This window comes from Sphingobium sp. SG1 (assembly GCF_057063145.1).
Map to the genome: position 1 here is coordinate 24,008 of NZ_JBVVOJ010000015.1, position 23,222 is coordinate 47,229.

17 protein-coding genes, 1 other RNA gene, 1 pseudogene and 1 other annotated feature are annotated in these 23,222 nt (G+C 63.7%); of the genes and pseudogenes, 8 read left to right on the forward strand and 11 right to left on the reverse strand.

Translation table 11 applies throughout. The annotated features are described in order from the left end of the window. Nucleotides 1-83: 83 nt before the first annotated feature. Entirely contained in the window at nt 84-2,849 is a 2,766-nt protein-coding gene (locus AC0KVN_RS22380) for a bifunctional aconitate hydratase 2/2-methylisocitrate dehydratase (RefSeq protein WP_435568124.1), read from the forward strand. A 99-nt stretch (nt 2,850-2,948) separates the two neighbouring features. Here AC0KVN_RS22380 and AC0KVN_RS22385 read toward each other — a convergent pair whose 3' ends face one another. After that, entirely contained in the window at nt 2,949-4,493 is a 1,545-nt protein-coding gene (locus AC0KVN_RS22385) for an arylsulfatase (RefSeq protein WP_435568125.1), read from the reverse strand. A 217-nt stretch (nt 4,494-4,710) separates the two neighbouring features. Between AC0KVN_RS22385 and AC0KVN_RS22390 the strand changes: the two genes are divergently transcribed. After that, nucleotides 4,711-5,220 (forward strand): hypothetical protein, encoded by a 510-nt coding sequence (locus tag AC0KVN_RS22390; RefSeq protein WP_435568126.1) that lies wholly within the window; start codon nt 4,711-4,713, stop codon nt 5,218-5,220. Between the two features lie 73 nt (nt 5,221-5,293). Here AC0KVN_RS22390 and AC0KVN_RS22395 read toward each other — a convergent pair whose 3' ends face one another. The 3 genes from AC0KVN_RS22395 to AC0KVN_RS22405 all read right to left on the reverse strand — a co-directional run bounded on the left by AC0KVN_RS22395 (nt 5,294) and on the right by AC0KVN_RS22405 (nt 10,371). Next, nucleotides 5,294-7,993, reverse strand: a complete 2,700-nt coding sequence (locus tag AC0KVN_RS22395; RefSeq protein WP_017500618.1) for a TonB-dependent receptor domain-containing protein — start codon at nt 7,991-7,993, stop codon at nt 5,294-5,296. Between the two features lie 91 nt (nt 7,994-8,084). After that, complete coding sequence (locus tag AC0KVN_RS22400) at nt 8,085-9,737, reverse strand: hypothetical protein (protein WP_435568127.1); 1,653 nt, start codon at nt 9,735-9,737, stop codon at nt 8,085-8,087. 253 nt (nt 9,738-9,990) lie between these two features. Continuing rightward, nucleotides 9,991-10,371: a hypothetical protein gene (locus tag AC0KVN_RS22405; protein ID WP_004207460.1), complete on the reverse strand. Its 381-nt coding sequence runs from the start codon at nt 10,369-10,371 to the stop codon at nt 9,991-9,993. Between the two features lie 74 nt (nt 10,372-10,445). On the opposite strand from AC0KVN_RS22405, the gene AC0KVN_RS22410 reads away from it, so the two are divergent. Beyond that, nucleotides 10,446-10,673, forward strand: coding sequence for a hypothetical protein (locus tag AC0KVN_RS22410; RefSeq protein ID WP_435568128.1), 228 nt, complete (start codon nt 10,446-10,448; stop codon nt 10,671-10,673). Here the strand turns inward: AC0KVN_RS22410 and ssrA are convergent. Beyond that, nucleotides 10,671-11,025, reverse strand: a transfer-messenger RNA (tmRNA) gene (gene ssrA, locus AC0KVN_RS22415). The two genes, AC0KVN_RS22410 and ssrA, sit on opposite strands and share 3 nt — an antisense overlap. 23 nt (nt 11,026-11,048) lie before the next feature. On the opposite strand from ssrA, the gene AC0KVN_RS22420 reads away from it, so the two are divergent. Both AC0KVN_RS22420 and AC0KVN_RS22425 read left to right on the forward strand, forming a co-directional pair. Beyond that, nucleotides 11,049-11,813 (forward strand): NRDE family protein, encoded by a 765-nt coding sequence (locus AC0KVN_RS22420; RefSeq protein ID WP_435568129.1) that lies wholly within the window; start codon nt 11,049-11,051, stop codon nt 11,811-11,813. 157 nt (nt 11,814-11,970) lie between these two features. Continuing rightward, nucleotides 11,971-12,534: a hypothetical protein gene (locus tag AC0KVN_RS22425; RefSeq protein WP_435568130.1), complete on the forward strand. Its 564-nt coding sequence runs from the start codon at nt 11,971-11,973 to the stop codon at nt 12,532-12,534. A 63-nt stretch (nt 12,535-12,597) separates the two neighbouring features. Here AC0KVN_RS22425 and AC0KVN_RS22430 read toward each other — a convergent pair. From AC0KVN_RS22430 to AC0KVN_RS22445, 4 genes and pseudogenes are all read right to left on the reverse strand, one after another. Further along, nucleotides 12,598-13,475: pseudogene (locus tag AC0KVN_RS22430) on the reverse strand (IS1595 family transposase). A gap of 193 nt (nt 13,476-13,668) precedes the next feature. Continuing rightward, on the reverse strand, nt 13,669-14,010 hold the full coding sequence (locus tag AC0KVN_RS22435; RefSeq protein ID WP_435568131.1) for a gamma-glutamylcyclotransferase family protein: 342 nt from the start codon (nt 14,008-14,010) through the stop codon (nt 13,669-13,671). Nucleotides 14,011-14,026: 16 nt separating this feature from the next. Then, nucleotides 14,027-15,424 carry an aldehyde dehydrogenase family protein gene (locus AC0KVN_RS22440; protein ID WP_435568132.1) on the reverse strand — a complete coding sequence of 466 codons (1,398 nt, stop codon included), beginning with the start codon at nt 15,422-15,424 and terminating at the stop codon, nt 14,027-14,029. Between the two features lie 174 nt (nt 15,425-15,598). Next, the gene (locus tag AC0KVN_RS22445) at nt 15,599-16,066 is read right to left on the reverse strand and encodes a cupin domain-containing protein (RefSeq protein ID WP_435568133.1); all 468 of its coding nucleotides are present in this window, start codon (nt 16,064-16,066) and stop codon (nt 15,599-15,601) included. A 25-nt stretch (nt 16,067-16,091) separates the two neighbouring features. On the opposite strand from AC0KVN_RS22445, the gene AC0KVN_RS22450 reads away from it, so the two are divergent. From AC0KVN_RS22450 to AC0KVN_RS22460, 3 genes are all read left to right on the forward strand, one after another. Continuing rightward, the gene (locus AC0KVN_RS22450; protein WP_435568134.1) at nt 16,092-18,506 is read left to right on the forward strand and encodes a ribonuclease R family protein; all 2,415 of its coding nucleotides are present in this window, start codon (nt 16,092-16,094) and stop codon (nt 18,504-18,506) included. Between the two features lie 207 nt (nt 18,507-18,713). Continuing rightward, nucleotides 18,714-19,004: a hypothetical protein gene (locus AC0KVN_RS22455; RefSeq protein WP_249258594.1), complete on the forward strand. Its 291-nt coding sequence runs from the start codon at nt 18,714-18,716 to the stop codon at nt 19,002-19,004. A 59-nt stretch (nt 19,005-19,063) separates the two neighbouring features. Further along, the gene (locus tag AC0KVN_RS22460) at nt 19,064-19,654 is read left to right on the forward strand and encodes an anthranilate synthase component II (RefSeq protein WP_435568135.1); all 591 of its coding nucleotides are present in this window, start codon (nt 19,064-19,066) and stop codon (nt 19,652-19,654) included. 24 nt (nt 19,655-19,678) lie between these two features. Here the strand turns inward: AC0KVN_RS22460 and AC0KVN_RS22465 are convergent, their stop codons facing one another. Together AC0KVN_RS22465 and AC0KVN_RS22470 are read right to left on the reverse strand one after the other, a co-directional pair. Beyond that, nucleotides 19,679-21,169 (reverse strand): SulP family inorganic anion transporter, encoded by a 1,491-nt coding sequence (locus tag AC0KVN_RS22465; RefSeq protein ID WP_435568136.1) that lies wholly within the window; start codon nt 21,167-21,169, stop codon nt 19,679-19,681. A 64-nt stretch (nt 21,170-21,233) separates the two neighbouring features. Beyond that, nucleotides 21,234-21,289 (reverse strand) — a sequence feature (sul1 is cis-regulatory element that is thought to sense ions involved in sulfur or methionine metabolism; They are found in Alphaproteobacteria). A gap of 59 nt (nt 21,290-21,348) precedes the next feature. After that, on the reverse strand, nt 21,349-23,103 hold the full coding sequence (locus tag AC0KVN_RS22470; protein ID WP_435568137.1) for a chloride channel protein: 1,755 nt from the start codon (nt 23,101-23,103) through the stop codon (nt 21,349-21,351). Nucleotides 23,104-23,222 lie beyond the last annotated feature (119 nt).

Here is a 23,222-nt window from a genome sequence, read left to right on the forward strand (position 1 = left end):
CCCGTCACCGCCCCAGGTCGGTCCATAAAGCCGTCCGGTGGTGCCACGCCCGGATTCATACACTTTATGGCATTGGATTTATAATGAGCATCTACCTGGATTATCTGGCCGAAATCGACAGCAGGAAAGTCCAGGGGCTCGCACCCAAGCCGATCGACGACGGCGCCCTCGTCGCCGAACTCATCACCCTGATCCAGGACGCGGGCAGCGAACATCGCGCCGACGCGCTCAAATTCTTCATCTACAACACCCTGCCCGGCACCACCAGCGCTGCGGGCGTAAAGGCCGACTTCCTCAAGAAGATCGTGCTGGGCGACGTCACCGTCGCGGAAATCACCCCTGCCTTCGCGCTGGAACTGCTCAGCCATATGAAGGGCGGCCCCTCGATCGCCGTGTTGCTCGACATCGCGCTCGGCGATGACGCCGCGCTGGCCGTTCAGGCGGGCGAAGTGCTCAAGACCCAGGTCTTCCTATACGACGCCGACATGTTCCGCCTGCGCGACGCCTTCGCCGCTGGCAATGCCGTCGCCAAGGATGTGCTGGAAAGCTATGCCAAGGCCGAATTCTTCACCAAGCTCCCCGAGGTCGAGGACGAGATCAAGGTCGTGACCTTCATCGCCGGCGAAGGCGACATCTCGACCGACCTTCTCTCGCCGGGCAACCAGGCGCACTCGCGCTCGGACCGCGAACTGCACGGCCTGTGCATGATCTCGCCCGAAGCGCAGCAGGAAATCGTTGCCCTGAAGGCCCAGCATCCCGACGCGCGCGTCATGCTGATCGCCGAAAAGGGCACGATGGGCGTTGGCTCGTCGCGCATGTCGGGCGTCAACAATGTGGCGCTGTGGGCCGGCAAGCAGCAGAGCCCCTATGTCCCCTTCGTCAACTATGCGCCCGTAGTCGCCGGCACCAACGGCATCTCGCCGATCTTCGCGACCACCGTGGACGTCACCGGCGGCATCGGCCTCAACCTCAAGAACTGGGTCAAGAAGACCGATGGCGAGGGCAAGGCGATCATCAACAATGACGGTAATCCGGTGCTGGAAGAGGCCTTCTCGGTCGCGACCGGCACGGTGCTGAAGATCGACGTCAAGAACAAGAAGCTGACCGACGAGGCCGGCAAGGAACTGGTCGACGTCGCCGCCGCCTTCACGCCCCAGAAGATGGAATTCATGAAGGCGGGCAGCAGCTACGCCATCGTCTTCGGCAAGAAGCTCCAGACCTTCGCTGCCGAAACGCTGGGCATCGAAGCACCCAAGGTGTTTGCGCCGAACAAGGAAATCACGGTCGACGACCAGGGCCTGACCGCGGTTGAGAAGATCTTCAACCGCAACGCCGTGGGCGTGACGCCGGGCAAGATACTGCATGCCGGTTCGGACGTGCGCGTGAAGGTCAACATCGTCGGCTCGCAGGACACCACCGGCCTGATGACCGCGCAGGAACTGGAGGCGATGGCCGCCACCGTCATCTCGCCACTGGTCGATGGCGCCTATCAGTCGGGCTGCCACACCGCGTCGGTGTGGGACAAGAAGGCCCAGGCCAACATTCCCAAGCTCATGAGCTTCATGAACAATTTCGGCCTGATCACCGCGCGCGACCCCAAGGGCGTCTATCACGCGATGACCGACGTCATCCACAAGGTGCTGAACGACATCACCGTGGACGACTGGGCAATCATCATCGGCGGCGACAGCCACACCCGCATGTCGAAGGGCGTGGCCTTCGGCGCGGACTCGGGCACGGTTGCGCTGGCGCTGGCCACCGGTGAGGCCACCATGCCGATCCCGCAGTCGGTCAAGGTCACCTTCAAGGGCCAGATGGCGCCCTATATGGACTTCCGCGACGTCGTCCACGCCACCCAGGCGCAGATGCTCCACCAGTTCGCTGGCGAGAATGTCTTCCAGGGCCGCATCATCGAAGTCCATATCGGCACGCTGCTGGCCGACCAGGCCTTCACCTTCACCGACTGGACCGCCGAAATGAAGGCGAAGGCGTCGATCTGCATCTCGCAGGACGAAACGCTGATCGAGTCGCTGGAAATCGCCAAGTCGCGCATCCAGATCATGATCGACAAGGGCATGGAAAATGCCGCCGGCACGCTCCGTGGCCTGATCGCTCTGGCCGACAAGCGCATCGCCGAGATCCGCTCGGGCGAGAAGCCGGCCCTGTCGCCCGACGCCAACGCCAAATATTATGCCGAAGTCGTCGTCGACCTCGATCAGATCGACGAACCGATGATCGCGGACCCGGACGTCAACAATGCCGACGTGTCGAAGCGCTACACCCATGACACCATCCGCCCGGTTTCCTATTATGGCGGCACCAAGAAGGTGGATCTGGGCTTCATCGGATCGTGCATGGTGCACAAGGGCGACATGAAGATCCTGGCCCAGATGCTCAAGAACATCGAAGCCGCCGAGGGCAAGGTCGAGTTCAAGGCGCCGCTGGTCGTCGCTCCGCCGACCTACAATATCGTCGACGAGCTGAAGGCCGAAGGCGACTGGGACGTGCTCAAGAAGTATGCCGGCTTCGAGTTCGACGACAGCCACCCCAAGAACGCCGCCCGCACCGAATATGAGAACACTCTCTATCTGGAGCGTCCGGGCTGCAACCTGTGCATGGGCAACCAGGAAAAGGCCGCGAAGGGCGACACCGTCCTCGCCACCTCGACCCGCCTGTTCCAGGGCCGCGTGGTGGAAGACACGGCCGAGAAGAAGGGCGAATCCCTCCTCGCCTCGACCCCGTTGGTGGTGCTCTCGACCATCCTGGGCCGCACGCCCAACATGGACGAATATAAGAAGGCCGTGGTCGGCATCGACCTCACCAAGTTCGCCCCGCCCAAGGCGGCCTGATCAAGACCGCCGCCCGATCGCAGGATCAGGCGGCGGCATCAGGACAGCGATTATCAGGAGCGGCGCGGGACAGTATCCCGCGCCGCTTTTTTTCATGGTTCAGCTCGCGCCGCCCGCCGCATCGCCCATCGCGTTGATCGCGTCGTCAATGGTGAAGGTGTTGGGCTTCTGGATCGGCGGGAATTCCTTGAAGGTGTCGGCAAATTGGGCCGCCCCCGCCTGCGCGCCATAGAGCAGGAAGGTGTTCTTCAACACCCAGTCATAATAGGTGTTGGATGTGATGTCGGCGAACTCATAAGGATCGATCCGCAGGTTGAAGAGCTTGGGAATGCGCAACCGGGTGAACGGCTCGCCCCATACCTTCATCGTGCCGACGCAGCGCTGTTCCAGGAACACGCATTTCCAATTGTCGTAGCGCATCGCCAGGATGTCGCCATCGTCGCTGATGTAGAAGAAGGCATTGCGCGGGCTCTTCTCCTCCTTGCCGGTGATATGGCCGACCAGGCTGACGCCGTCGATATGGTTCTTGTAGGTCCGGCCGATCGCCTTGTAGCCCTTCTTCACCTTCTCGACGATGTCGGGCTCGCCCGCCATTTCCAGGAAGGTCGGCAGCCAGTCATGATGCTGGACGATGCCGTTGGAAACTGATCCGGCCGGCACCTTGCCCGGCCAGCGCACCATCATCGGAATGCGGAAGGCGCCTTCCCAATTGGTGTTCTTTTCGCTGCGGAACGGCGTCGTGCCGCAATCGGGCCAGCTGTTGCGATGCGGGCCATTGTCGGTCGAATATTGGACCAGCGTATCCTCGGCGATGCCCAGTTCGTCCAGCAGGTCGAGCAGCTGGCCGACATTCTTGTCATGATCGATCATGGTGTCGTGATAGTCGGACTGCCAGCGGCCGGCCTGGCCCTTGCTGCCCGGCTTGGGGTGCGTGAACATGTGCATATGGGTGGTGTTCACCCATACGAACCACGGCTTTCCATCGGCCTCCGCCTGCTTGATGAATTTCGACGCGCGCTCGACGAATTCATCGTCGCAGGTTTCCATGCGCTTGGCCGTCAGCGGGCCGGTATCCTCGATCTTCTGCTTGCCGACCTTGCCCCAGCGCGGCATTTCGGTGGCGTCGTCGACATCGGTCGCGAAGGAATGGATCACCCCGCGCGGGCCGAAGCGTTCCTTGAAATGCGGCATGTCCGGTTCGTTGAGCGGATAATTTTCCATCTCCGGCTCTTCTTCGGCGTTCAGGTGATAGAGATTGCCGAAAAATTCGTCGAAGCCGTGATTGGTCGGCAGCATGTGGTTCAGGTCGCCCAGATGGTTCTTGCCGAACTGGCCGGTGGCATAGCCCTGTTCCTTCAGCAGCGCGGCGATGGTGATGATCTTGTCGCTCATGCCCACCGGCGCGCCGGGAATGCCGACCTTGGACAGGCCGGTGCGCAGCACGCTCTGTCCGGTGATGAAGGAAGAACGGCCGGCGGTGCAGCTCTGCTCGCCATAGCTGTCGGTGAACTTCATCCCCTCCTTGGCGATCCGGTCGATATTGGGCGTGCGATAGCCCATCACCCCGTCGGTGTAGCAACTGAGGTTCGATATCCCGATATCGTCGCCCCAGATGACGAGGATATTGGGTTTTTTGTCGGCCATGGTGCTTTCCCTTCGCATGAACAGGAATTGGGTCGCCTTTGTCTGCATCCTGCCTGACCAGCCGGCTATCGGGGAAAACCCTGTGAAGCGTCCGCGATGATGCACGGACAACATGCCTGCCCGCGTCCAGGCCCCTCCCCGAACGCGCGCACCGCCAGCCTCTTTCCTTTCGCAACCGTCATGGCATGACGGGAACAATGCACAGGGGGAGGATGAGGTGATTACAGCCTATGACAGGAGCATGGCGCCGTTCGACTGGGCGGCGATCCTTTATCTGATCTTCTTTGCCCTCTTGTTCCTGGGCGCCCGCTGGTGGAAGCGATCCGGGCGACGAATGCCGCGCTATACGCCGGCCGCGATCCTGCTTGCCGGCATGTGGTTCGGCGGCCTGCCGCTGTTCGACCAGTTGCGGGTCGGCGCCATGGACATGGACCAGATGAGCGTGACCAAGGGGCGGATCAGCAAATTATGGGACATCCGCACGCGCAGCCGGAATACCGACCCCCTCTCCTTCCAGAAGCATCAGGCCAATGTCACCCATGGCTTCGATATCGGCGAGGAGAGTTTTTCCTGGCACGAGGGCAGCCGCTGTCCGGTGGCGACCTTCTGCGGCTTTGCCGGCGGTCCACCCTATCTGCGCGAGGGGCAGAAAGTGGAGATAACCTGGTTCGCCGACCCGCTGCGCTTCGGCAAGCGCCGGATCGTGAAGCTGCTGATCGAGAAATGAGCCCGCGCCGCCGATCCCCCAACGCAAAAGGGCGCCCGATCGGGCGCCCTTTCCGTTTCGGCTGTGCCTGACGTCAGAAGGTCGTCGACAGCGAGAAGTTGAAGGTCGTGCCATAATTATAGGCGTTGTAGATGACCTTGTTGGTGCCGTTCGACTGGCTTTCCTCATAGTCGTTGCCCAGGATGTTGCGCACCTCGAACTTGGCGTCGAACTGGCGCCCCGCAACATAGACGCCCTGGCGCGCCACGAAGTCCAGGTTGATGCCGGGATGTTCATAGACGTCCGGCTGGTCCTGGTTGGCCAGGCCACGGCTGGTCACGCGCTTGCTGGCATAGGACAGGATCAACGTCTGCTGCGACAGCTTGTCCTGGTCTTCCAGGCCGAACTGGAAGTTGACCAGATGGTCCGACTGGCCCGTCAGCGGCGAACCGTTGCGGAAATAGTCGGTCGCCAGCGTCGACGACGCGCCGAACACGGCGGTCGTATCGCCTTCCTTCACCTTCAGCTTCGACTTGGTGTAGGTATAGTTGGCGATCGTCACCAGACGGCGGGTCGAGAAGAACGCGCTGTCCGACATGGACGACAGGTCGAAATATTTCTGCAACTCGACTTCGCCGCCATAGAGGTCCGCCTTGGGCGCGTTGGCGAAGCTGGTGACGAAATTGTCGCCGTTGAGCGTGATGAAGGTTTCGATCGGGTTGTCGATCTTCTTGAAGAAGCCCGACAGCGAGAAGCGCTGATCCCGCGCGAAATACCATTCATAGCGCGCTTCCGCGTTGAACAGCTTGCTGTCCTGCAGATAGGGGTTGCCCTGATAGCGACGGTTGGTGTCCGGGTCGAAGTAGAACTGATAGATCAGCTCGCGGAACTGCGGCCGGGCGATGGTCTTCGACGCGTTCAGGCGCACCTGCATGTCGTCGCGCATCTGCCAGGTCAGCGTGCCGCTGGGCAGCCAATAGTCATTGTCGAGCTGGGTCGAGGCCGTACTGGCGCCCGGCGTGCTGAACACCTGCAGCGGCGACACGGTCAGCTTGGCCGTTTCGTAGCGAACGCCTGCGTCGAGCGACAGATCGTCCAGGATCTGCCAGTTCAGCTTGCCATAGCCGGCATGGTTCTTGAGCGTCGCGCGGAAGGCGGGATTGCCTTCGTTGGTCTCGATCAGGCTGATGTCATAATAGTTGACGATGCCCGGTGCCAGCAGCAGGTCAGGGCGCAGCACGCCCACGCCCTCGGGCATGTCGCTCGACGCGCGGAACTGGAAGTCGCGGCGCGAGCTGGTGCGGTTGGTGTCGACATAGGCATAGCCGGCGGTCAGCGCCATGTCGGCCGACGGCTTCCAGGTCAGGTCCGCGCCGCCCGACCACAGATCCTCGTTGAGGTCGGAGAAGCTGACCGTCGCGGTCTGGCCGGTATTGCCGTTCAGACGATTGACGAACAGATTGCCATAGGGGTCGGCCGCCGCATTGGTGCGGATATATTCGAACGACAGTTCATAGGGGGCTTCGCGCTGCGAATTGGCAAAGCCGCCGCGCACGTCCAGGCTGAACGCCGGGCTCAGCTTGAACTCGCCCACCACCTGCGTGTCGATCAGCTGGCGCTCATACCAGGCGGTATCCTGCTCCATGATGTCCGACGTCGGCTGGGTCTGGGTGTTGCCCAGGCCCATGCGGGTGTGCTTGAGCGTGTCGCGGATATAGAGGTTGGTCCAGCGGATCTTGTTATCGCCAAACTCCAGGCCCAGGCCCAGCAGGCCGTTGACGACGATGCGATTGTCGGTGGTAACGCGCTGGAAATCCGAATTGAGCGCCGACAGGTCGGGCGTGATCGAATTTTGCTGGCGCTGGTCGCGCGTGGTCCACTTGTTGCTGTAGCCCGCGGTGGCGATCAGGCCCAGGGTCGAACCGCCCAGATCGAACGAAGTGCCGCCCGAGATGGTCGCCGAATAATTGGGGTCGATATCCTTGATGCGCTGGACGGTGCCCTTGCTGAAGCGCACCATTTCCGCCGCGATCGCGGTGGTATCGACATTGCCCGAGCTGATCCGTTCGCCGCTGGCGAAGAAGGCGGCGAGCGCCGGCGGAATGTCGCGGCTGCCATTGTCGAAGCCGGTCCAGTCGCTCTTGCTGCCATAATAGCTATAGCCCATCTGATAGGTGGTTTCGGTGTTGGCACCGATACCGCCGCTGATCGTCAGGAAGCTTTCCGCCGGCACCGCATTGGTCGTCAGGTTGATCACGCCGCCGCCGAACTCGCCGGGATAATTGGCCGAATAGCTCTTCTGCACCATCGAGGACGAGACGATGTTCGTCGGGAACAGGTCCAGCGGCACGACTCGCTTGAGCGGCTCGGGGCTGGGCAGCGGCGAACCGTTCAGCAGCGCGAGCGAATAGCGATCGCCCAGCCCTCGGACATAGACATAGCCGTTGCCGACCACCGACAGGCCGGTGACGCGGCCCAGCGCGCCGGCGATGTTGCCGTCGCCCGTCCGGGCGATATCGGCCGAAGACAAGACCGAAACCACCGCCGGAATATTCTTCTGGACGTTGGCACTGCGGCGGCCGGTGACGATGATGTCGGAACCGGGGACCGAAATGTCGGGCGCCGCCTCCGGATCCTCAGCGGTCGAACGACCGGCAGCAGCAGCAGGATCGGCCGCCTGCGGGTCGGACGTGGTGGCATCGGCGGGCGCGGGCACTTCCTGGGCCAGCGCGGCCGGCGCGACCAGCGCAGTGGAAAGCAGCAGCAGGCCCGCGAACTTGAGCGGCGTCGCCATCGAATATCCCCTAGATAAGGTCATTGCACGTTTCGGGGCGGGATGCGGCCGATCATGGCCGCGTCCCGCCCCGCATCAGGTCCGTCCCGTCTTAGAGCGGGATCGAGGTGCAGGCGCGGCGCGCGGTGCTGGTGCTGTCAAACGGCGCGTAGGCCGAGTTGCAGGTCCAGCCGGCGAACCAGGTGTCGTTGGCGTCCTTGACCGCGCCGACATAGGTCGTCGTGTCGAAGAAGCTGTCCAGCGTCTTGGCGTCGATCGCGGTGGCGGCGGTTTCGGCCGCACCGTTGATGAACACCGCGCTCAGCGAGGCCGTGTAGGCATCATTGTTGTTGTTGCCGCTGAAGATGGCAGCGACATCGGCGGCGGTGTAGGCGGTCGCGCCGCTACCCGAACCGATATACTTCGTCGCGTTGCACTGCATCAGCACCGAACGGGCGGTCAGCGTGGCGCGGGTCGAAGCGGTGCCCGTGCCATGCAGGCGGACGCACTCGTTGTTGGGCGACACGACGATGCCGTTCACCAGCGACAGATCGCTGTTGCCGCGGTTCAGGATCGAGGCCTGGTCATTGGCTTCGTTGTTGCTGCTGACCTGCGACTGGATCGCGGTGAAGTTGGCGACGATGGTGTTCTGGCGCGGGGTATCGCTTTCCAGACCGTTGCTGTCGATTTCCATCAGCGCGTCGCCCTGACCCGGACGCTGCACGATCAGCACATATTGGAAGCGACCCTGGATGCCGGTGTCGGCGTCGAGGCTGTCATCGTCCGCGCCGGTCGCGATATAATGCTTCATGCGCACGGTGCCGCCGAAGAATTCCGCGCCGTCGTCCGAGCTGTTGAAGCTCTGGATATAGTCCAGCGTGGTGCCGCTGCCGATGCTTTCGCCGGTCAGCGCCTGCAGTTCGGTGTTGGCGCCCAGAACATAGCCCGAATAGCGGATCTGGACATATTTCATGGTGCCCGCATTATAGGCGTCGTCGCGACCGCCAAAGGTCGCCGGATCGGCCGAACCTTCGGTCTGACGCTCGCAGGTGTCGGCGCCGACCGAACCGCTGTTGCAGTCCGTGGTGCGCGCACGGCCCATCAGCACGACGCCGCCCCACTGGCCCATCGACGTTTCGGTCGAGTTGCCATTGATATTGTCGCGGCTGGTGAAGATGATCGGCGCGCTGGCGGTGCCGACGGCGTTGATCTTGTTGCCGCGGTTGACGGCCAGCCAGCTCGTGCCAGTGCCGCCATAGACAATGACGCCCGGCTCGATGGTCAGGGTGACGTTGGTGTCGGCGGTCAGTTGGCCACCGACCAGCGTGAAGCCGTTGGCGGTGGTGCAGCCCACGGTCGAGCTGGTGACGGGCGCCGAGGCGGTGGGCGCAGCGAAGCCGCTGTCGCAGCCGACGTCGACGCGGCCCTTCATCTGATAGACCAGGCCTGCGATCTTGGGCAGGGTGATGCTCTTGGCGATGATCGAAGGCAGCGTGCAGACGCGCCAGGCATCACCGTTCGCGCTGGAAATGGTGCCCTCGTCGGTCAGGCCCTTGGGGTCGGCGATCGTCGGGCAGCCCGCAGCCGGGGTAACGGCGGCCGGGGTCGGCGTGGGGGTCGGGGTCGGCGTGGGGGTCGGCGTCGGGTTGATGATGACGTCGCCACCGGTGCCGGGCGAAGCAATGTCGTCCGCGCCGCAGGCAGCCAGCGCCGCGCAGGCGCAGCCCGCCATCAGGATATTATGGATACGGTTGATCTTGGCCATGTCGTCTCCGCTCCGGCTTCTGCCGGGTTTGTTGCGATGCGGAGCGCAAGGGGGAAAAGCGAATCGGACAACGCCCCCTGTCGCCCTCGGAAGCGGCAGGTAGGCGCGGTAAATGACAGCCTCATTTTCCTTTTATGACATATCGGGGTCGATAAAATTACAGTTCAAAGACAGTGACCCAACCGCCACAGCCAACAGAAAGGGGCGCCATCCACCGGACGACGCCCCTGTACGAGCCACTGAAACAGGGCGTTCAGCGCATCGCATAGCTCGTATTCAGGCGGGCCGAAGCGCGCTGCGCGATCGAGCGCGAGGATTCCTCGCTGCCATCGGCCAGCACCAGCGTCATGTCAGGCACGCGTGCCACCGCGGCATAGGCCTCACGCGCATCGCTGGTGCGCCCCATCCCCGCATAGGCATTGCCCAGGTTGATCAGGCGTGCCGGATCGTTGATAGTGTCGGGCCAGACCGCCTGCAGCTTGCGCGCGGCCTTGTCGAAATCATGGGCGAGCAGCGCCGACGCGGCCAGACCCGCATCCGGCACGACGCTGACGATCACGTCATCCGCCGCCGACGCCATGGCCGGCACTGCCGAAGCCAGAAGAAAGCCCGCAACTGCCGCCGCCTTGAACATCGATTTTCTCCGAAAAAAACTTTCTAACATAGCCGGAATTATTTCATCTTGATGACATCGACACAAGATCAGGCATGGGCGTCGATTCCATTTTATATCGGCGTAATTTCATCGCCTTATGCGTTTTTCACATCAGTGTCATAAAAGTGAAATCGAATGCGATACGCAAATTTCACCCGATTCGAATCGCATCATGGACGCGCGAAAAGGCCATTCGCCGCAAGCGGCGTGGCCTGAAAAAACATCGTCTGATGGATTGGGTCCGGAGGCTTCTGTTGCCCGGCGCCTCCGGGGGCCGCTGAATTCCCTTCTGTTGCCCGGTGGGTTCAACCGCGCTATTTTAGAGTAATGTCAGGCCGTGAGGCCCTCAATTACGCTGCAATGGCGAGTGCTTCGTTATCGTTGGCACTTGTGAGTTTTGCACAGTTTAACGGCTTACACGGGCCGGGTAAAAGCATCGCCTTTGAACACACGTCGATCCTAGTTCGGCCCCATCAGACACCCCGCCAGACCAAAGGTCATCCGGGACATGTGGTGGAACCGCCGGGTACTGCCCCCGGGTCCGCTGCGTCTATTATACGACACGATTTATCACCATAGCCGGGCGAACCCGGCACCCCCTATATGGCGGCGGCCGCGCCATTTATCAAGCCGGTGTTGGGTGATGGAGGCAGCAAATGTGTATCGTGGCACTGGCCTGGCGGGCGCACCCGCGCTGGCAGCTTGTCCTGATCGGCAATCGCGACGAATATCATGCCCGTCCCGCCGCCGCGATGGCGCGCTGGGACGATCGGCCGGGCCTGATCGCCGGGCGCGACCTGCAATCGGGCGGCACCTGGCTCGGCGCGGACGAGGATGGCCGGGCCGCCGTCATCACCAATTTGCGCGGCTATGGCGATCCCCTGCCCGACCGCGCCTCACGCGGCGCACTGGTGACCGATCTGCTGACCAGCGCCGGCACCTATGCCGATCCCTATGCGGCGGTGCTCGACGATTTCAACCCGTTCAACCTGCTGCTCGCCGACCGCGACCGGCTCATCTTCCTCACCAATCGCCCCGAACCCCAGCGCAGCCTGCTCGCGCCCGGCCTCTATGGCCTCTCCAACGGCCCGCTCGACCAGCCCTGGCCCAAGACGCTCGCACTCAAGGACGCGATGCTGCAATGGCTCGTCGCCGGCGCCACCGATCCGGAAAGCCTGTTCGACGCCCTGCGCCGCGAGACCCTGCCCGCCACCGGCATCGCCCCGGCCACACCGTCCGACGCCCCGCTGGAGCCGCCCGTATCCCCCATCTTCATCCGCAACCCCATCTATGGCACACGCTGCAGCAGCATCCTCGCCATCGCGCCGGACGGCACCGGCCTGGCGCTGGAACGCCGCTTCGACGCGGACGGCAACGTCACCGGCGACAGCCGCATCCCCTTCCATTGGCCGGCGGCCTAGCAGCGAGGATATATTCTGCCGGTCTCGAAGCGACCAGAAGCGGTCCATCCCACATCGTCACCCTGAACTTGTTTGGCATTTATCCCCTTTGGACATGTAGGGGCAAATCTAGTATCTCACCGTTGCGCCGAAGGGGAATCGGCGTGATGGGAGGGGTATGGGAATTCGCTCTACATTCAGGGCTGCCACAAGCGGCGTTGCCGCTGTGTTTTTGTTGCCACTCGCGTTCGATGGCATCAGCGAGCGAATATGGAAAGACCCCACGGCGGTGGTAACGTGGGCGCAAAGTATATTCGGCGAGAGCGGCTTCTATTGGCTGGTTTTTGCGACATGCGGGCTATGTTTGGGCGCATGGCTAGATGTGGTATTCGATCGTTTGGACCGGGCGAGATACGCGGAACTTTTAGGCGACATAGATCGCTTTCAGGCCGAAGTTTTGCAAAACGGCACTGGTTCAAATGACCGCACAATGATGCTGCTATCTCAAGCAGCCGCTATTGAACGCCAGCTTGAACAGCACGGTATAGCGGCATTTGACTGCGCTAAGGGCACCAACAAACCTACTACCGTTTATAAATGCGCTATGGTTTATCAGCAAATCGCCCCGTTTCTGAGGGCGGGAAACCGGACAAGAGCGTCTAAAATCGTGGGTGAATTCAACTCTCTCGAAAAGGAGAGTGAAAACAACATCGAAAAATTTGAAGTAGGCGAACGAACATGACCGGAAATCTAAATGACCGCTTCGACCGCCTCTTAGGGCGCATGGCCAACGGCCAGCCCCCTGTCAGCGCGGGAAAGAAACCATCATCCGATCAAGCATCAGGTGAGGCGCCTGACGCATGTTGTAGCGATATTCAAACTCCCCAGATACTTCGGGAGATGCTTCCCGCTGACGTGAATGTGGGTGCCGTTAATCCCGCGCTTTAGCTGCGCCCAGAAGCCTTCTACCGAATTTACGCCCTTGCCGCACGGTGTCGCATATTCCTTCGCCTTGTGGCTGACGGTCATGTGGCGATAGCCGTTCAGGCTCAAATCCTTGTAGCCGCCGAATTCGTCCGTATTGACGGTCGTGCCGGGCAGGACATGGGCGTTGATGAGGCTGTGCATAGCGGCCTTGTTACGGGCAGGAACAACGCGGGTAATCAATTCCCCGCCGCGCTCCATCATGCCGACGACCGTGGTCTTGTTGCCCTTATAGCCCGAACCCATACCAGAGACGGAACCGCCGATCAGCGTTTCGTCAATCTCAACAGTTTCGCCAACACCGCCCAAGGGGTCATCGCTGTCCAGCGAACCCATATATTCGCGGATCATGTGGCACATGCGCCATGCCGTCTTGTAGGTCACGCCTAGCTGGCGCTCGACTTCCTTAGCCGCCACGCCGTTCCGCGACGCGCAGAACTGGAACATGACAAAGAACCAGTCGCGCAGCGGCGTGCGGGTGCGATCGAAAGGGGTGCCAGCGGTCGGATAGACCTGATACGCACACCACTGGCACTGATAGGAGCGACGACCATTTACGCGCGAGAACTTAGCCGAGCGACCGCAGCTAGGGCAGTCGAAATCCGTGCCGTAGCGAACCTGAAACAGGTGGTCCAAGCAACTATCCTCAGTCGGAAAGCGGTCCTGAAACTGGCGCAGCGTGGGCGATTTCGTTTTCATACATATTGTATGCCCCATCCCCTTACATGTTTCAAGGGGATAAATGCCAACTTGTTTCAGGGTCCATTCCTCCCAATAGACCGCTGGCTTGTTAGGCTTGATAGATGCTGAAACAAGTTCAGCATGACGTAGGTGGGATGGCCGCAACCCACCCTTCCCCGCCATTCCATATATGTGCCTTGGCGCTGTCAGCCTAAGCCCCCTTGTCCCCATAGACAAACGCCCGCCGCCCCGACCGCAGCAGCACCTCCCGCCGGACATAATCGACCTCATAGGCGTCGGCGCTGGCGACATCCACTTGCGTCAGACGGAACAGCGTCCCCTCCACCGCATCCTCGGGATCGTCGCTCGGCTCGACCATCGGGTGCCAGCGCGTGCCGCTCTTGGCGATGACGTCGGGGTCGCTGATCTCGATCATGCGCTGGCGATAGCCCGGCATCGCATCCGGCTCGCCCTGCACCAGCCGGCCGAACAGCGCCCTCTGCACCTCTGCCAGCCGCAGCGTGCCATAGGAAAAGAGCAATATCTCGGTCATCTGCGCGTACCTCCGCTCAGCCCAGGGCCGCGTTGACGATGCGGATCTGGGTGAATTCCTCCACCCCGGCCAGCCCCTGGTGCCGGCCGATGCCCGATTGCTTGGCGCCGCCGATCGGCACGTCGAAGGGCAGGTCGAACAGCCGGTTGACCCAGACCAGCCCACTGTCGATCCGCGCGGCCATCGCCTGCCCGCGCGCCGCATCGGCCGTCCACACCGACGCGCCCAGCCCATAGGGGCCATCATTCACCCGGCGGACCAGTTCCTCCTCGTCATCATAGGCGAGCAGCGGGATGATCGGCCCGAACTGCTCCTCCTGCACCAGCCGCGCCGCGTCGGGCAGGTCGGTGACGATGGTTGGCGCAATATAATAGCCGGCTCCCTCCATGGGGGCACCGCCATGCAGCACCCGCCCCTGCACCCGCACCTCCGCCAGCAGATCGACCAGCCGCGCATATTGCGCCGCATTCTGCACCGGGCCGATGGTCGTGCCGGCCGCCCGACCGTCGCCGACCACCGCCCGCTCGGCGCAGGCAACCAGCGCCGCGCCCAGCGCCGGCACCAGCGCGCGCGGCGCATAGATGCGCTTGACGCCGAGGCAGACCTGCCCGGCATTGCCCATCGCCCCATCGAACAGGATCGGCGCCACCGCCGCGACATCGGCATCGTCCAGCAGGATCGCCGGATCATTGCCGCCGAGTTCCAGCGTGAAGCGCTTCACCGTGTCGGCCGCCGCCGCCATCACCCGCCGCCCGGTCGCAGTCGATCCGGTGAAGCTGACATGGGCGATTCCCGGATGCGCGGTCAGCATCGGCCCGACATCGCCGGCATCGCCCAGCATCTGCACCACCCCGGCGGGGAAGATGTCGGCCGCCAGCGCGCCCAGCATCAATGTCGTCAGCGGCGTCGTCGGCGCGGGCTTGGCGATCACGACATTGCCCGCGATCAGCGCCGGCGCGAGCTTGAGCGCCAGCAGCAGCAACGGATAATTCCACGGCACGATCGCCGCCACCACGCCCAGCGGATGGCGCTGCTCGACCACGCGCTCGGTCGCGCTGTCCTTCAGCACCACCGGCTCCAGCCGCAGCCCGGCATGATAGCGCAGCGCCGCCACCGCCCCCTCTATCTCGCCCCGCGCCTCGGCCAGCGGCTTGCCCTGTTCCTGTGTCAGGAGTGCGGCGAAATCCTCGGCCCGGCCCTCCAGCGCATCTGCCAGCGCCGCAATCCGCGCACCACGCTCGGCAAAGCCCAGCGCGCGCCAGTCGGCAAAGGCCCGCTGCCCGGCCGCGACCGCCCGCTCCACCTGCGCCGCATCGGCACAGGGCGCGGCGGCAAAGACCTGCCCGTCCGCCGGATTGACAAGGTCGATCGCGCGCGCGCCATCGACCAGCTCACCATCGATAAGAAGCTGCATCCCGCCCCTCTACCGGCAAGCCTGTCCTACAGCCAGCCCGGCGGTCTAGAATGTCGCCATGTCCTGCGCCCGCGCCACGAACAGCCCTCTCACCGATCCCGCAACAAGATTTCCAACAATTGTTCCAAAATATCAGAATGTGCGGGAAATATGCGAAGTTAAGCGGGGGATTTCCTATTTTTCCGCCGGCGCATCGACGCGGTCGCCATGGCTTTTGGGCGTCGAATTGACCAGGAAATCGACCGGCGCGCTACTCCTGTTCTGCGCTCGGTGCGGCACGCCCGGCGGCACTTCCAGCCCCTGGCCAGCCTTCAGCACATGGGTCACCCCGCCCGCCTCCAGCGTCAGTTCGCCCGACAGGACATAGAAGAATTGCCGCGCTCGCCGATGATAATGGCGCACTTCCGCCCCGCCCGGCACGATCCGTTCCTGGATCACCGACATCTCGTCGCGCTTCACCAGATGCCAGCCGTCATTGTGGCCGCCCCAGACATAATGTTCGGCATTGGCCTTATCGATCGGCGCGATCGCGGTGTCGGGCGAGGCGCCGGGCGCGGCGGCCAGCAGCAGGGGCAAAAGCAATATCGTCATGCCCGTTCCAACGATCCGTCCCCGCCATCCCGCCATGCCACTGGCGCCCATGCGGCCTGCCCCCTATAGCGGAGCCATGGCATCGACCCAGAAGCAGAAGAAGGCGGCCCCGGCCCGCGCAAAAGTCCGTCCCGCCGGGTTCCCGACCCGACAGCAGGTGATGGACTTCATCACCGAGTCCGACACACCGGTAGGCAAGCGCGAAATCGCCAAGGCGTTTGGGCTGAAAGGGCAGGAAAAAATCGCCTTGAAGGCGCTGCTCAAGGACATGGCGGACGAGGGCCTGCTCGACATCGGCCCGGCCCGCGCCTTCCACAAGATGGGCGGCGTGCCCAAGGTGACGGTGCTGCGCATCGTCGATGTCGACGACACCACCCTGATCGCCACCCCCGAACGCTGGGAGGCCGAGGGCCAGCCGGCGCCCCGCATCCGCGTGGTCGAACGGGGCAAACGCGGCGCGCTGACGATCGGCGACCGCATCCTCGCCCGCACCGAGGAAGCGGGCAAGGGCTGGCTCGCCCATCCGATGAAGAAGCTCGCCAAGGCAACCGAGATGCTGCTCGGCGTGGTCGAGGAAATGGCCGACGGCAAGCTCTGGCTGCGCCCGGTCGACAAGCGCATCCGCAAGGATACGCCGATCAGCGACATCGGCACCGCCAAGAAGGGCGACCTGGTCCTGGCCGAGCCGACCGGCCGCCCGCCGCGGATCAGCGCGCGCGTCACCGACATTCTCGGCGATCCCTTCGCCCCGCGCAGCTTCAGCCTGATCGCGATCCACAAGCATGGCATCCCCCATGTCTTCCCCGAAGCGGTGGAGGAGGAAGCGGTCACCGCGTCGAAGCTGCCGCTGCATGAGGACAAGCGCGAGGATTTGCGCCATCTGCCGATCGTCGCGATCGACCCGGTCGATGCCCGCGACCATGACGATGCCGTCTGGGCCGCGCCGGACGAAGATCCCGCCAATGAAGGCGGCTTCAAGGCGATCGTCGCGATCGCCGATGTCAGCTATTATGTCCGCCCCGGCAGCGCGCTCGACCGCGAAGCCCGCAAGCGCGGCAACAGCGTCTATTTCCCCGACCTGGTCGTGCCGATGCTGCCGCATCAGCTCTCGTCCGACATGTGTTCGCTGCGCGCCGGGCAGGACCGCGCCGCCATGGCCTGCCATCTGGTGATCGACGCGCAGGGCAAGGTGAAAAGCTTCCGCTTCTCCCGCGCCATCATCCGCGTCGCCGCCGTCCTCGCCTATGAAAATGCGCAGGCGGCGATCGATGCTCTTTCTTCCGTTCGCCCTGAGCCTGTCGAAGGGCAGGGCCGAGCCGAAGGCGAGGCTGCTTCGCCTGCGGCTCAGCAAGCGGCTTCGACTTCGCTCAGCCCGAACGGAGTGGATCTGGTGGAACATGCCCTGAAACCGCTCTGGGCCTGCTGGGCGCTGCTGCGCAAGGCCCGCGAAAAGCGCGATCCGCTTGCGCTCGACCTGCCCGAACGGCGCGTGGTCCTCGACGAATGGGGCAAGATCGTCAGCGTCGCGGTGCGCGAACGGCTCGACGCCCACATGCTGATCGAGGATTATATGATCGCCGCCAATGTCGCCGCCGCCAAGGCGCTGGAGGCGAAGAAGGCGCCGGTCATGTACCGCGTCCATGAAACGCCGGGCCGCGACAAGCTGGTCGCGCTCAAGGAATATCTCGCCACCTTCGACATCGACTTCGCGCTGGGCCAGGTGATCCGCCCGTCCACCTTCAACCAGCTGATCAAGAAGGTCGGCGAGTCGGAGGAGAAGGAGCAGATCATGACCCAGATCCTGCGCTCCCAGACCCAGGCCTATTATGCGCCGCAGAATATGGGCCATTTCGGCCTGGCGCTGGGCAGCTACGCCCATTTCACCTCGCCCATCCGCCGCTATGCCGACCTTCTAGTCCATCGCGCGTTGGTCGGCGCCTATGATCTCGAACTGCCCGCGCCCAAGGACAGGGCGATCCCCGATCGCTCCTCCCTCAGCCAGGAGGATTATGAGAATATGGGCCGGGTCGGCGAGATGATCTCGGGCCATGAACGCCGCGCGATGGAGGCGGAGCGCGAGACGATCGACCGCTATGTCGCCGCCTTCCTGTCGGCCCATGTCGGCGAGGTGGTGAAGGCACGGATCACCGGCGTCCAGAATTTCGGCTTCTTCGCCACGGTTGAGGGACTGGGCGGCGACGGCCTCGTGCCCGTATCGACGCTGGGCGCCGAACATTTCTTCTTCGATGAAGCGGGCAAGGCGCTGCAGGGCGTCGAAAGCGGCGACCGCTATACGGTGGGCCAACGGCTGGAACTGCGCCTCGCCGAAGCCGATCCGATCAACGGCGCGCTGCGTTTCGAGCTGCCCGACAATCCGGCCCCGCGCGGCAGCCCGCTCAAACGCGACCGCACCCGCCCGAAAATCCACCGCGGCCGCCCCACCAACATCCGCCATATCGGCAGCAGCCGGGGCAAGCACAAGAAACGGTAAAGGGATGGGTGGCGGGGCGCTGCCGCCTCGGCCTACATCGTCATCCCCGCTTTTTTTCACCGTCATCCCCGCGAAGGCGGGGATCCATCTCCCACCATAACCCCAGCCGCGAGGTCCGGTGATGGTTTCCCGCTTTCGAGGGAATGACGAAAGTCAAATGATAGCGGTCTGCTTTTCCGTGCCATCAATTATGTGTAGTCAGACTGCATGAAGCCAAACGAATATGCGCAAGCTCAGGCTTGGGATTCCATGATACGTATCGTGGTCGTCGGCTGTCTGTTTCTCAGCGCCTTCATGGCTGCCTGTTCAGCCATCGTCCTCAGCATCCTGGCGGACTCTGGCGATGCCATTCTTCTGCGAAGCGCCCTTTTGGTGTTTGGCACATTGGCGTTCGCGGCGGGCTTGGCTTTCAGAAAAATCGATCGCCTGACCTGGAAGCACTGGTCAGTCATATGCTTGCTCGCCGCGCCAGGGGCAATTTACATGTTAGTCCACTAAGATCAGGCGTTGTTCGCCCCCTTCCCCCCATCGTCATCCGCGCCTATAGGCTGTGTCCCATGATCCTCGTCATCGACAATTATGACAGCTTCACCTGGAACCTGGTCCATTATCTGATGGAGCTGGGGGCCAAGATAGAGGTCGTGCGCAACGACGCCATCTCGGCGGGCCAGGCCCTGTCGAGCGGGGCCAAGGCCTTCCTGCTGTCGCCCGGTCCCTGCACCCCCAATGAGGCGGGTGTCAGCCTGGACCTGGTCGCGGCCTGCGCCGATGCCGGCGCGCCGCTGCTCGGCGTGTGCCTCGGCCATCAGGCGATCGGCCAGCATTTCGGCGGCAAGGTGGTGCGCGGCGGGCTGATGCACGGCAAGACGTCGCCGGTGCGCCATGACGGCACCGGCCTGTTCGCCGGCCTCCCCTCGCCCTTCACCGCGACCCGCTATCACTCGCTGATCGTGGAGGATATTCCGGTCGACCTGGTGGTCAATGCGACCAGCGAGGACGGTTCGGTCATGGGCTTCCGTCACGCGACCCTGCCGATCCATTCGGTCCAGTTCCACCCGGAAAGCATCGCGACCGAACATGGCCATGACATGCTGGCCAATTTCATGAAGATCGCCGGCATCCCGGTCCGCGAGCGCGAAGCGGCGTAAGGCCGCTCCTGGGCGGACCGCACGTCAGTGCGGCACCGCCCCCGTCTCCACCCCGATCTTGTCGTGCAGGGCGAAGCGGTCGACGATGTCGGCACTCGCCCGGTTATAGCCGACCACTTCGACCATGCGCCCCTCGCGCCGCAGCCGGGCGATGATCTTGTCGAGCGCGCCGACGCCCGAAATATCCCAGAAATGGGCGCCCGACACGTCGATCAGCACATGGGTCGCGCTTTCCTCGCCCGTGAAGGCGCGGGTGAAGCGGTCGACCGAGGCGAAGAAGATCTGGCCGGTTACGCGATAGATCGCCCGGCCATCGGCCTCGCTGCGCTCAACCGCGAACATGCGCTGCACCTTCGCGGCAAAGAAGATGCCCGACAGCAGCACGCCGGTCAGCACGCCCAGCGACAGGTCGCGAGTCGCCACCACGACAACAACCGTCGCCAGCATGACGGTCGAGGAAGTCGGCGGATGGCGCCGCAGATTGGCAATCGAGGCCCAACTGAAGGTGCCGATCGACACCATCACCATCACCGCGACCAGCGCCGGCATCGGGATGCGCCCGACCCATGCCCCCAGCACGGCCAGCAGGAACAGCAGGAAGGCGCCGGCGACGAAGGTCGACAGCCGCCCGCGTCCGCCGGACGTGACGTTGATCACCGACTGGCCGATCATCGCGCAGCCGCCCATGCCGCCGAACAGGGACGCAACGATATTCGCCCCGCCCTGCCCCATGCATTCGCGCTGCTTGTCGCTGTCGGTGTCGGTCATATCGTCGACGATCTGCGCAGTCAGAAGCGATTCGAGCAGGCCGACCGCCGCCATCGTCACCGAATAGGGCAGGATGATGCGCAGCGTGTCCCAGGTCAGCGGCACCTGCGGCAAAGCAAGGCTCGGTAGCCCCTCAGGTAGCCGCCCCATGTCGCCAACGGTATGGACCGGCAGGCCCAGGCCGATCGACAGCGCGCTCAGCAGCGCGATCGCCACCAGCGGCGCCGGCACCGCCTTGGTGATCCGGGGGAAGAGATAGATGATGGCGAGGCCACCCAGCACCATCGCATAGGTCTGCCAACCGACGTTGGTGAGTTGCGGCAGTTGCGCCATGAAGATCAGGATCGCCAGCGCATTGACGAAGCCGGTGATCACCGATCGCGACACGAACTGCATCAGCAGGTCCAGCCGCAGCAGCCCGGCGATGATCTGCACCACTCCCATCAGGATCGTCGCGGCAAACAGATATTCGACGCCATGCTCGCGCACCAGCGGCCCGACCAGCACGGCGACGGCGGCAGTCGCGGCGGAGATCATCCCCGGCCGCCCGCCGATCAGCGCGATGGTGATGGCGATCGCCACCGAGGCATAGAGGCCGACGCGCGGATCGACCCCGGCGATGATGGAAAAGCCGATCGCTTCGGGGATCAGGGCGAGTGCGACGACGATGCCGGCCATGATGTCATGCCGCGCCGTCCGGGCGTCGCTGAACCATTGGCGGCGATAGCGGCTGAAAAATTGGGTCATGTCGAAAATCCACATCAGGTCACATGGCACCAGCTCCGGGCGCGGTATCGATAATCATGTGTGATGTTGTCCGGCGGATCGGCGGCCGGAATAGCCACCCGGAATTTCACCGGGTCCATGCGAATGGGGGCCTTCTACAGCCCTACCCCGCCAATGCAACCCCGCGCCGGCCTGCCCATCTATCCCTCGCCGAACAGCGCCCGCTGCGAACTCTCAATCTCCTCGAAATAGCGCCGCCGCGCATGTTTCTCGGTCAGCACGCCCAGCACCAGCCCGCTTTCATCGACCACCGCCAGTTCGTCCGCCGCCGCCTTGTCGAACAAGGGCAGGATCGCGCGGATATCCGCATCGGCCCGCAGCGAGATATCGGCCATTATTGCCAGCGGCGCGATCGGCGCATCCTCCGCCAGTTCGGGGCGATAGGCCGCCGCCGTCGGCACGATACCGCGATAGCCGCCGGCGCCGTCGATCATGATCGCCTTGCTCGCCGACCCCAGCGGCACGAGCGCACGAAACTGGCCGACGCTCATCGTGTCGGGCACCGACACCCAGTCCCGCCGCATCATCCGCCCGGCGGTCAGGTTCATCACCCAGCCAATGTCGCGCGGGCTGCGGATGGTCGATCCGCGCAGATGCAGCCGCCAGGTGGAGAAGGAATAGCCGAACATTTCCCGCGTCACCGCGCTCGACAGCAGCGACGCAGTCAGCACCACGCCCATCAGCTGGAAATCATGCGTCGTCTCCAGCATCAGCAGCCCCAGCGTCATCGGCCCGCCGACGATCGCGACGCTCAGCGCCGCCATCCCCACCAGCGCCGCATCATTGGGGTCGAGCGACCAGCCGATCCCGATGAGGTCGACGATCTGCGCGAAAATCTGCCCCGCCAGCGATCCCAGGAACAATGACGCAAAGAACAGCCCACCGCGAAAGCCGAAGCTGAGCGAGATCACCGACGCCGCGATCTTGAGGCATAGGATCATCAGCAGCACGGTCCAGTCGGGCAGCAGGATGAGGTTGAGGTGCAAGGCGCCATGCCCGGCCGACAAGGTCTGCGGCGTCAACCAGGCGAGCGGCATCAGCAGCACGCCACCGATCAGCGGCCGCCACCGCCCCGGCCAGGTCCAGCCCTGCACCCGCAGCTCGGCAAAGGTCACCATCCGCATGATGAGGATGCCCAGCCCCGCGCACAGCAGGCCAAGCAGCGCATAGAGAAGATAGTCCGCCGTCCCCAATATCCGGTCCGCCGTGGTCGCGATCAGCCAGGGCTCGACGCCCAGCGCGCGGGTCACGAACGCCGCGCTCAAGGCCGCCGCCACGACCGGCGCGATCGCGGCCGGCGTATAATGGCCGATCACGATCTCGAACGCATAGAAGGCGCCGGCCAGCGGCGCGCCGAAGGCCGCGCCAACCCCTGCCCCCGCACCCGCGCCGACCAAAGTGCGCAGATCATTGCGCCGCAGCTTTAGCCATTGGCCCAGCAGCGACGCGACGCCGCCCCCCATCTGCGCATAGGCCGCCTCCAGCCCGACCGAGGCGCCCGCTCCGTTCGACAAGACCGTCTGCCCGGCAATCACCAGATTGTCGGCCATCGGGATGCGCCCGCCATGCAGGGCATTGGCCTCCACCACGTCGATCAGCGGCCGTTGCCGCCGGCGCAGCAGCCGCGCCAGCAGCACCAGCGCCAGCCCGCCCAGCGGCAGGCCGAGCAATCGCCAGGGATGGCGGATCTCGCCCAACGCGCTCAGCCGGTTGATGCTGACGCCATAGAGCAGTTCCTGAATGCCATGCGCCATCAGCTGCAACAGGTTGGTGATCAGCCCCGCCGCCACGCCCGCCAGTATGGCGAGCAGGATGAAGGCCGCCTCGCTCTCGCGCAGCCGGCGGCGCTGGCGGATGGCAAGGCTCCAGAACAGGGTCGACCAGGATCGGCGCATGGTTTTCCCGACAACGCCCCTTTGGTGCCCGCGTCAAGCCAATTGCCGGACCACGCAACAAAATTCCAATTGGCGGGCAAATAGCATGTCGCCCTCGACTTTCGCGCGTGGCCGGGACT